This window comes from Mesorhizobium sp. M2A.F.Ca.ET.039.01.1.1 (genome assembly GCF_003998035.1).
Lineage (GTDB): Bacteria > Pseudomonadota > Alphaproteobacteria > Rhizobiales > Rhizobiaceae > Mesorhizobium.
Map to the genome: position 1 here is coordinate 1 of NZ_RZRY01000215.1, position 9079 is coordinate 9079.

Here is a 9079-nt window from a genome sequence, read left to right on the forward strand (position 1 = left end):
GTCGCGGCCACCATGACCAGCGCGCCGAGGATCGCGGTGAACCGCAGCGGCAGCGACGCGGCCGAAATGACAACAGGCACGGAAAGCAGCACCGAGAACGGGTTGGTCAGGCCTCCGGTCATGTAAAGCAAACCGCTGAGCTGCAGGCCGTCGAAGGTCAAGATGGCGAAGGCCGAGAGCGGGGTGAGCCGATGCGCGGCCGGATAGCGGAAGGTGAGCCACAGATTCATCCACGCCGACAAGGCGATGAGCGCGAAGCACATCGAGACCGGCAGCGGGAATTTCAGCCCATAGGCGACGACCAGCACGGTCAGGCTCTGGCCGACGATGGCCAGCCAGCGCAGGCGGACCAGCGTGTTGAGCCGCAACCGCTGGCTTGGCTGGGAATCAGGCGCGCGCAGGATGTTGATCATCGACTTACGATTATAACCGCGGGAGAGTAAGCGCTAGTAGTGCTGTAAAAGGCGCCTTGCGCGATTCGCATTAGCCGAGGCCCTTCGCGATTTCGTCATCCACGGGCGGAGCGACGCGAAGCGGAGCGCAGACCCGAGGATGACGACGTGATGGGCTTTTGCGCCAATCGCCAATGCATGCGGTCCGTCAACGCAAGCGGCCTGTCAAAGATCGTCCCGCCCACGATCACGTTCCACGCGGCTTGGCGCGGCTGGTGGCGGCGGCCAGCAGCGGGTTTTCCGGCCAGACATGCTTTGGGTAGCGGCCGCGCATGTCGGTGCGCACATCCGCCCAGGAGCCCCGCCAGAAGCCGGGCAAGTCCCGCGTCGTCTGGATCGGGCGATGCGCCGGCGACAGAAGCTCCAGCGTCAGCGGCACGGTGCCGTTGGCGATTGAAGGATGCCGGTCGAGGCCGAAGAGTTCCTGCACGCGGATCGCCAGCACCGGCCATTCGCCGTCATAGCGGATGGGAACATGGCTGCCGGACGGCGCGTCGAAATGGGTCGGCGCCAGCGCGTCGACCTTGCGCTGCAGGTCATGAGGGACAAGCGCCATGAGCGCCGACGACAAAGTCGCCGGCTTGATGGCCGCGAAGGACGCGTCGCCGGAAAGAAACGGCAGGAGCCAGTCGTCGAGGCGCTCGACAAGCGCTTCATCCGAAACGTCTGGCCAGGGCGCGCCGAGGCCGCGATGCAGCCAGCCGAGCCGCCGGCGGAGCGCTTCCGCCTCCTTGCCCCAATCGAGCAGCGACAGGCCGTGCTCTCTCAGCGCGTCGAGGATGGCGCGGTCGGCATCGGCGCCGGACGGCGCCGGCAGCATGCGTTCGGACAACGTGATGGCGCCGAGCCTGGCGGTCTCGCGCATACGCACGGCGAGGCGCTCGCGGTCGAAGCTCGTCTCGCGCTTCGTTACGAAGCGATGGGCAAGAGCGGCGCGGATATCGGCTTCGCCGACCGGCGCGGCCGCGGTGATGCGGGCGTTCTGCGCCTTGCCCTGCAAGTCGGCGACGACGAGCCAGGTTTCGTTGGCGAGCGGATCGGCGGCATCGACCATGGCGCCCGAACCGTTGGCGAGCACGAAGCGGCCGCGCTCGCCGCGCGCCCTCGCGACGCGATCCGGCCAGGCATGGATCAAAAGGGGGCCGGCAGAGGCCGCTTCGCCGCCCTGCCCGCCACCGGCCTGCCTGGCCAGACGCTCGGCAAGCTGCCTGGCGGCGTTGGCGCGCGGCGATTTCTCGCCGCGAAACCGGATCAGACGCCGCTCCAGATCGGCGCTGTCGCCGCCCAGCCCGCGCTCGGTCAAAAGCACGGCAAGCGTCGCCGCTTCGAGCGCATGGCCGGTCTTCGCGGCTTCGGCCACCATATGCGCCAGCCGCACCGGCAGCGCCAGCTTGCGCATGGCGGCGCCTGCTTCCGTCAGCCGCCCTGCCTCATCGCTGGCGTGCAGCGCCTTGAGCAGAACCCTAGCCTCGTTGAGCGCCGGCGCCGGCGGCGGATCGAGGAAGGACAGGCTCGACGGATCGGCGACACCGAAGGCGGCGCAGTCGAGCAGCAGGCCCGACAGATCGGCCTCGAGGATTTCCGGCGGCGTGAAGGCGGGAAGCGACGCGGTCTGCTCGGCCCGCCACAGGCGCACCGCCACGCCGGCATGCGTGCGCCCGGCGCGGCCGGCGCGCTGATCGGCCGAGGCCCTGCTGACACGCACCGTCTCCAGCCTGGTCAGGCCGCTTGCCGGCTCATAGCGCGGCAGGCGCGACAGGCCGGAATCGATGACGACGCGCACGCCATCTATGGTGATGGACGTCTCGGCGATCGAGGTCGCCAGCACCACCTTGCGCCGGCCGGATCGCCTGGTCTTGCGCCTTGTTGTCGAGCTGGCCGTAGAGCGGAACGATATCGGTGTCGGCCGCAACGTTGCCCACAAGCCGCTCGGCGGTGCGCTCGATCTCGCGCTGTCCAGGCAGGAAGACCAGCACGCTGCCCTGCTCGGTAGCCAATGCGGAGCGCACGGCCTTGGCCATGGCGTCCTCGACCGCCGTGCCTGCCGGCCGTTCGTCGTAGCGGATCTCGACCGGAAAGGCGCGGCCCTCGCTTTCGATCACCGGCGCTTCGGACAAAAGCTTCGCCACGCGCGCGCCGTCGAGCGTCGCCGACATGACCAGCAGGCGCAGGTCCGGCCGCAACGCGCCCTGCACGTCGAGCGCCAGCGCCAGGCCGAAATCGCCGTCGAGCGAGCGCTCGTGAAATTCGTCGAAGATCACCGCCGAGACCCCCGGCAGCTCCGGATCGTCGAGGATCATGCGGGAGAGCACGCCTTCGGTGACAACCAGGATCTTTGTCCGTGCCGAGGTGCGGTTCTCCATGCGCATGGCGTAGCCGACCGTGCCGCCCGGCTCCTCGCCCAGCAGTTCAGCCATGCGGCGGGCGGCGGCGCGGGCGGCGAGCCGGCGCGGCTCGAGCAGCACGATCCGGCCCTCCCCCAGCCACGGCGCGTCGAGCAGCGCCAGCGGCACCAGCGTCGTCTTGCCGGCGCCGGGCGGCGCCACCAGCACGGCGCTGTTCCGCTGGGAGAGCGCTTCGCCAAGTGCCGGCAGCACGGCTGTGACCGGAAGCTCCGGCAAGGGTTTCGTCATCATGTCGCCCGCATATCAGCGGTCGCGGTCGCCATGCAACGTATGCGCTCAGAGCCTGGTGCGCGAAAACGGGTTCCAGCGCACGGTGCCGAGCCGGACTTCTTCGCGCACCATGGTCAGCAGGCCGGATGCGCCGACCACCGCCAGGCCGACCAGCGACAGCCAGTCGGGATATTCCTGGAAGAACAGCGCGCCGAGGATGACCGCCCAGACGATCTGCGAATAATGCGTCGGCGCGATGCGGTTCGCGGGCGCGTATTTGACTGCGAGCAATTGCAGCTGCTGCCCGCGGGCGGTGAAGAGGCCCGCCATCATCAGCCAGACCAGCTGCCCGAGATTGGGTAGCGCGAACGAGGTGGCGGCCGCGCCGACGCCGTTGAAGACAAGGCCGTAGCCGACCAGCGCGCCGAGGATCGTCGTGCGCTTTTCCTGCTGGGCGAGCGAGCGCATCAGGATGACGCTGATGGCGGCGAGGAAGGCGTTGGCGAAGGCGGCGAGATGGCCGAGATGAAATCCGCGAAAACCCGGCCGCACCACCAGCATCACGCCGGCAAAGCCGGCGACCACGGCGAGCCACCGCCAGGGACCGACCTTCTCCTTGAGGATGACTGTCGACAGGATGGTGACCAGCAACGGCGCAAGGAAGATCAGCGCGTAGACTTCCGCCAGCGGAATAGTGGTGAAGGCAAAGACGCCGAGCACGCCAGAGACGATGCCGGCCAGAGCGCGCGCTTGCACCGCCCATGGCCTTTTGGTGCGCCAGAAATCGCGCCAGCGCTCGTCCCCGGGCTTGGTGAAGAACAGGAAGCAGCCGGCAAACAGGGTCGAGAAGAAGCCGATCTCGAAGACGGTGAACTGCCCGCCCAGGCTCTTGATGACGGCGTCGCTGAACGAATAGCTTGCATAGGCGATCAGGGCGAGCAGAATCCCGTTCGGCATGTCATTTCCGGGAGAGAAGACGTGAAGATACTGGCGCTGGGCGCCCATCCCGACGACATCGAGATATTCATGTTCGGTACGCTGGCCGCCTATGCCGCGCAAGGCGCAGAGCTCAATTTTGCGATAGCCACTGATGGTGCCAGGGGCGGTACGGGCGACCCGGCGGCGCTCGCCCGCTTGCGGCGCAAGGAAGCGGCCAAGGCGGCAGGGCTGCTCGGCGTCGAGCCGCGCTTCCTCGACTTTCCCGACGGCGAACTCGTCGCCGATGCCGCGTTCATTGCGGCGCTGAAGGCGCTGATCGGCGAGGTGAAGCCCGACCTCGCGATCACCCATGCGCCCTATGACTATCACGGCGACCACCGCGCGCTGTCCGACGGCGTGCGCATCGCGGCGTCCTTCGCGGTGCCGGTGCTGCATGCCGACACGCTCGGCGGCACCGGTTTTTCACCGACGCATTATGTCGAGATCTCGCAGCATTGGGAGATCAAGGCTGAAGCGATCCGCGCGCACCAGTCGCAAGGCCCGGAGCATTATGTGCACCGGGCGCGCCTCCAGAACGAGTTTCGCGCCGGCCAGTGCAACGGCGCCTCCGGCGCGCTGGCGGAAGCTTTCCGCTTCGAGCCTATTTTCCCCTTCGCTGACATACGCGCGCTGCTGCCGCCGGCGCCGGCGATCCGGCCGGTGATGGCAAGCCCCAGCCCTGCCACCGGGGCCAGATGACCGCGGCCGAAACAGGTCCGGTGATCATTTCCCAACGATTTCAATGACGCGCTTTGGCATGCTGCGGCGCAGCAACGAATTCGCTTGCGTTGTTTAGTAAAAAGAGCATCACTAAACAAATTACTAAACATCGGCAGCGCATCGCGCTTCGTGGCGACGCATAGCGCGCGCCTGTTTAGGCCCTCGGAGGAGCGAGGGTTGAGGGGCTCTTGAAACCGTCATCCGGACGCGTTTCGCAAATGGGAGGTAAGGCATGAAATCGACCTTGAAACTGGCGTTGGGACTGGCCTCGGCGATGTTTGCGTCGACAGCCGTCTCGAACGTCGCGCATGCGGAAGACCTGACGCTGTGCTGGGCGGCCTGGGATCCGGCCAACGCGCTTGTGGAACTGTCCAAGGACTTCACCAAGGAAACCGGCATCGGCATGAAGTTCGAGTTCGTGCCGTGGACGAACTACGCCGACCGTTTCCTGAACGAGCTCAACTCGCACGGCAAGCTCTGCGACCTGATCATCGGCGACAGCCAGTGGATCGGCGGCGCCGCGGAGAACGGCCACTACGTCAAGCTGAACGACTTCTTCGACAAGGAGAAGATCAGCATGGACGACTTCGTGCCGGCAACCGTTGTCGGCTATTCCGAATGGCCGAAGAACACGCCGAACTACTGGGCGCTGCCGGCGATGGGCGACGTCGTCGGCTGGACGTATCGCAAGGACTGGTTCTCCAAGCCCGAGCTGCAGAAGGAATTCAAGGAGAAGTATGGCTGGGACCTGGCCGCGCCGACCACCTTCGACCAGCTGAAGCAGATCGCGGAGTTCTTCCAGAAGCGTCAGATCGACGGCAAGACCGTCTATGGCGCCTCGATCTACACCGAGCGCGGCTCGGAAGGCATCACCATGGGCGCCATGGATGTGCTCTACAGCTACGGCTTCCAGTATGAAAACCCGAAGAAGCCCTATGAGATGGAAGGCTTCGTCAACTCCGAGAAATCGGTGAAGGGGCTGGAGTTCTATAAGGCGCTCTATGACTGCTGCACGCCGCCCGGCGCCTCCAACAGCTACATGGGCGAAGGCGTCGACGCCTTCAAATCCGGACAGGTGGCGATGCATATGAACTTCGCCTTCACCTGGCCCGGCCTGCAGAAGGACGAGAATGTCGGCGGCGACAAGATCGGCTACTTCGTCAATCCGAAGGGACCCGACGGCGATCAGTTCGCGCAGCTCGGCGGCCAGGGCATTTCGGTGGTGTCCTACTCCGACAAGCAGGAATCGGCGCTGAAATACATCAAGTGGTTCGCCAACAAGGACGTGCAGGCCAAGTGGTGGTCACTCGGCGGCTATTCCTGCCTGAACTCCGTGGTGAAGGACCCGAAGTTCCCCTCCAGCCAGCCCTATGCGCAGGCCTTCCTCGACTCGATGGCCATCGTGAAGGACTTCTGGGCCGAACCGAGCTACGCGCCGCTGCTGCAGGCCTCGCAGAAGCGCTTCCATGACTATGTCGTGGCCGGCCAGGGCTCGGCCAAGGACGCGCTCGACGGCCTGGTCAAGGACTGGACGCAGGTCTTCCAGGACGACGGCAAGATGTAAGGCTCCTCCCGAGCTTGATCGAGGCGTCCCGTGCCGCCCTTGGCACGGGACGCAGTTCAGATAAATTCCATAGCCGAGACTGACCCGTGACCGAAGCAGGACTTACCATGCTCAATCGGACTGCGGACAACGTTGCCCGGGCGACCCCGGAGCCGTTGGCCAAGAGGATCCGGGGCATCAGCGACAAGGGCCTCGCCTGGCTGTTCATCTCGCCGACGATCCTTCTGTTGCTTGCCATCAACATCTTCCCGCTGTTCTGGGCGATCTATCTGTCGTTCACCAACTACCGCGCCAACCGCCCCAACGAAGTGGTGAAGAACCTCGGGCTCGCCAATTACCAGCGCATCCTCGGCGACCACGACATCTGGATCGCCATGCAGACGACGGCGCATTTCGTGTTCTGGACGATCCTGCTGCAGACGGTGATCGGCTTCACGCTGGCCTGGCTGATCGACCGCAAGTTCCGCGGCCATGCCTTCTGGACCACAATCATCCTGGTGCCGATGATGCTGTCGCCGGCGGTGGTCGGCAATTTCTGGCGCTTCCTCTACGAGCCGCAGATCGGGCTGTTCTCCTATGTCATCTCCTTCGTCACCGGCATTCCGCCGACGAATGTGCAGATGCTGTCCAATGTCGAGCTGGCGCCGTGGGCGATCATCATCGTCGACACCTGGATGTGGACGCCCTACGTGATGCTGATCTGCCTCGCCGGCCTGCGCTCCATCCCCGAATACATCTATGAGGCGGCCGAGGTCGACCGCGCCTCCAACTGGCGGCAGTTCTGGTCGATCACGCTGCCGATGGCGCTGCCCTTCATCATGCTGGCGGTGCTGTTCCGCGGCATCGAGAACTTCAAGATGTTCGACATGGTCAACCTCTTGACCGGCGGCGGACCCGGCTCGACCACCGAGGTCGCCTCGATCACGCTGAAGCGGCAGGCCTTCGAAAGCTGGCGCACCGGCTATTCCTCGGCGTTCGCCATCATCCTGTTCGTCGCGGTGTTCGGGCTGGCCAACATCTACGTCAAGGCGCTCAACAAGGTGAAGCAGAGATGAGCCTGACCACCGCCCATTCCGTCGTAGCACCCTCGTCGAACGCGAAGCTGATCGCCGGCACGATCATCATAGCCTATGCGCTGATCTCGATCGTGCCGCTGTTGTGGATCTTCGCCACCAGCTTCAAGACGCCGCCGGACTCGATCGCCTATCCGCCTAAGATCGTCTTCCAGCCGAGCATCGAAGGCTATTGCAACCTGTTCACCACCCGCACACGGCAGACGCCGGAATACATCAACTCGCTCGGACCGGCGACCGGTTTCTGCGACGAGACCGTGCGCAAGCGCAACATGGTGATCGCCGGGCCGTCGAACTTCCTGCCGCGCTTCGTCAACTCGCTGATCATCGCCTTCGGCTCGACCTTCTGCGCGGTGTTTTTGGGCACGCTCTCGGCCTATGGCTTCTCACGCTTCAAGGTGCCTCTGGCCGACGACCTTCTGTTCTTCATCCTGTCGACGCGCTTCATGCCGCCGATCGCGGTGGCGATCCCGATCTACCTGATGTATCGCGAGCTCGGCCTCTCCGACACCGCGCTCGGCATGATCCTGCTCTACACCGCGGTCAACGTCTCGCTGGCAGTCTGGCTGCTCAAAGGCTTCATCGACGAGATCCCGCGCGAATATGAAGAGGCGGCGATGATCGACGGCTATACGCGGCTGCAGGCCTTCTGGCGCACCGTGCTGCCGCAGGCGACGACCGGGATCGCCGCGACCGCGATCTTCTGCCTGATCTTTGCCTGGAACGAATATGCGTTCGCCGCTCTGCTGACCTCCGGCACGGCGCAGACCGCGCCGCCCTTCATCCCGACCATCATCGGCGAAGGCGGCCAGGACTGGCCGGCGGTGGCGGCCGGCACAACTATCTTCCTGGTGCCGATCCTCGTCTTCACCATCCTGCTCCGCAAGCAACTCTTGCGCGGCATCACCTTCGGCGCGGTGCGCAAATGAGCACGATCCAGACCGCAAAACGCAAATCGCGCTGGCCCGTCTGGGCAAGGCGCGGGCTGATGGAGAACATCGCCACGGCGATCATCGCGATCGGCTTCCTGATGCTGTTCCAGCCCTTCGCGCTGTCGCTCTACACCTATTCCTTCATCACCATGCTCGCCGGTACGGTGATGTTCATCATCGTCTCGAAATTCCCGGAATAGAGATGGCCGAGATTCGTGTTCAGAACCTGAGGAAAGCCTTCGGCGCATTCGTCGCCGTGCAGGATTCCAATTTCGTCGTCGAGGACGGCGAGTTCTTCGTCATGCTCGGACCGTCCGGCTGCGGCAAGACGACAACGCTGCGCATGATCGCCGGCCTCGAACTGCCGACCGGCGGCAAGATCCTGCTCGGCGGCGAGGATGTCACAATGCGCCGGGCGCGCGAGCGCGACATCGCCTTCGTCTTCCAGCTCTTCGCGCTCTACCCGCATATGAACGTGCGCAAGAATATCGGCTTTCCGCTGCTGGCGCAGGGCATGCCGGCAGCCGAAATCCGCAGCCGCGTCGAGGAGACCGCGAAGCTGCTGCGCATCGATCACCTGCTCGACAAATCCGTCTCCGGTCTTGCCGGCGGCGACCGCCAGCGCGTCGCGCTCGGCCGCGCCATCGTGCGGCGGCCGAAATGTTTTCTCATGGACGAGCCGCTGGGGACCCTCGACACCGAGTTCCGCGATCTGATGGTGCATGAGCTGCGCGAGCTGCACAAC

General features: G+C 65.1%; 7 protein-coding genes and 2 pseudogenes. 6 read left to right on the forward strand and 3 right to left on the reverse strand.

The window, feature by feature from the left end; genetic code table 11:
- From EOA24_RS17535 to EOA24_RS17545, 3 genes and pseudogenes are all read right to left on the reverse strand, one after another.
- A pseudogene (locus tag EOA24_RS17535) lies at nucleotides 1-413 on the reverse strand (sensor histidine kinase); the annotation flags it as partial.
- A 226-nt stretch (nucleotides 414-639) separates the two neighbouring features.
- Nucleotides 640-3088, reverse strand: a pseudogene (gene hrpB, locus EOA24_RS17540) (ATP-dependent helicase HrpB).
- A 45-nt stretch (nucleotides 3089-3133) separates the two neighbouring features.
- Entirely contained in the window at nucleotides 3134-4024 is an 891-nt protein-coding gene (locus tag EOA24_RS17545; RefSeq protein WP_127257170.1) for a DMT family transporter, read from the reverse strand.
- A gap of 21 nt (nucleotides 4025-4045) precedes the next feature.
- Between EOA24_RS17545 and EOA24_RS17550 the strand changes: the two genes are divergently transcribed.
- From EOA24_RS17550 to EOA24_RS17575, 6 genes are all read left to right on the forward strand, one after another.
- On the forward strand, nucleotides 4046-4744 hold the full coding sequence (locus EOA24_RS17550; protein ID WP_127257167.1) for a PIG-L deacetylase family protein: 699 nt from the start codon (nucleotides 4046-4048) through the stop codon (nucleotides 4742-4744).
- A 253-nt stretch (nucleotides 4745-4997) separates the two neighbouring features.
- Nucleotides 4998-6329 (forward strand): ABC transporter substrate-binding protein, encoded by a 1332-nt coding sequence (locus EOA24_RS17555; protein ID WP_127257165.1) that lies wholly within the window; start codon nucleotides 4998-5000, stop codon nucleotides 6327-6329.
- A 107-nt stretch (nucleotides 6330-6436) separates the two neighbouring features.
- Nucleotides 6437-7384 carry a sugar ABC transporter permease gene (locus tag EOA24_RS17560; protein ID WP_126079773.1) on the forward strand — a complete coding sequence of 316 codons (948 nt, stop codon included), beginning with the start codon at nucleotides 6437-6439 and terminating at the stop codon, nucleotides 7382-7384.
- The gene (locus EOA24_RS17565; RefSeq protein WP_041001244.1) at nucleotides 7381-8331 is read left to right on the forward strand and encodes a carbohydrate ABC transporter permease; all 951 of its coding nucleotides are present in this window, start codon (nucleotides 7381-7383) and stop codon (nucleotides 8329-8331) included. Before EOA24_RS17560 ends, EOA24_RS17565 begins: the two co-directional genes overlap by 4 nt.
- On the forward strand, nucleotides 8328-8534 hold the full coding sequence (locus tag EOA24_RS17570; protein WP_127258256.1) for a hypothetical protein: 207 nt from the start codon (nucleotides 8328-8330) through the stop codon (nucleotides 8532-8534). Before EOA24_RS17565 ends, EOA24_RS17570 begins: the two co-directional genes overlap by 4 nt.
- 2 nt (nucleotides 8535-8536) lie before the next feature.
- Nucleotides 8537-9079: ABC transporter ATP-binding protein (locus tag EOA24_RS17575; protein WP_133374540.1), on the forward strand; the 543-nt coding region annotated here is incomplete at its 3' end.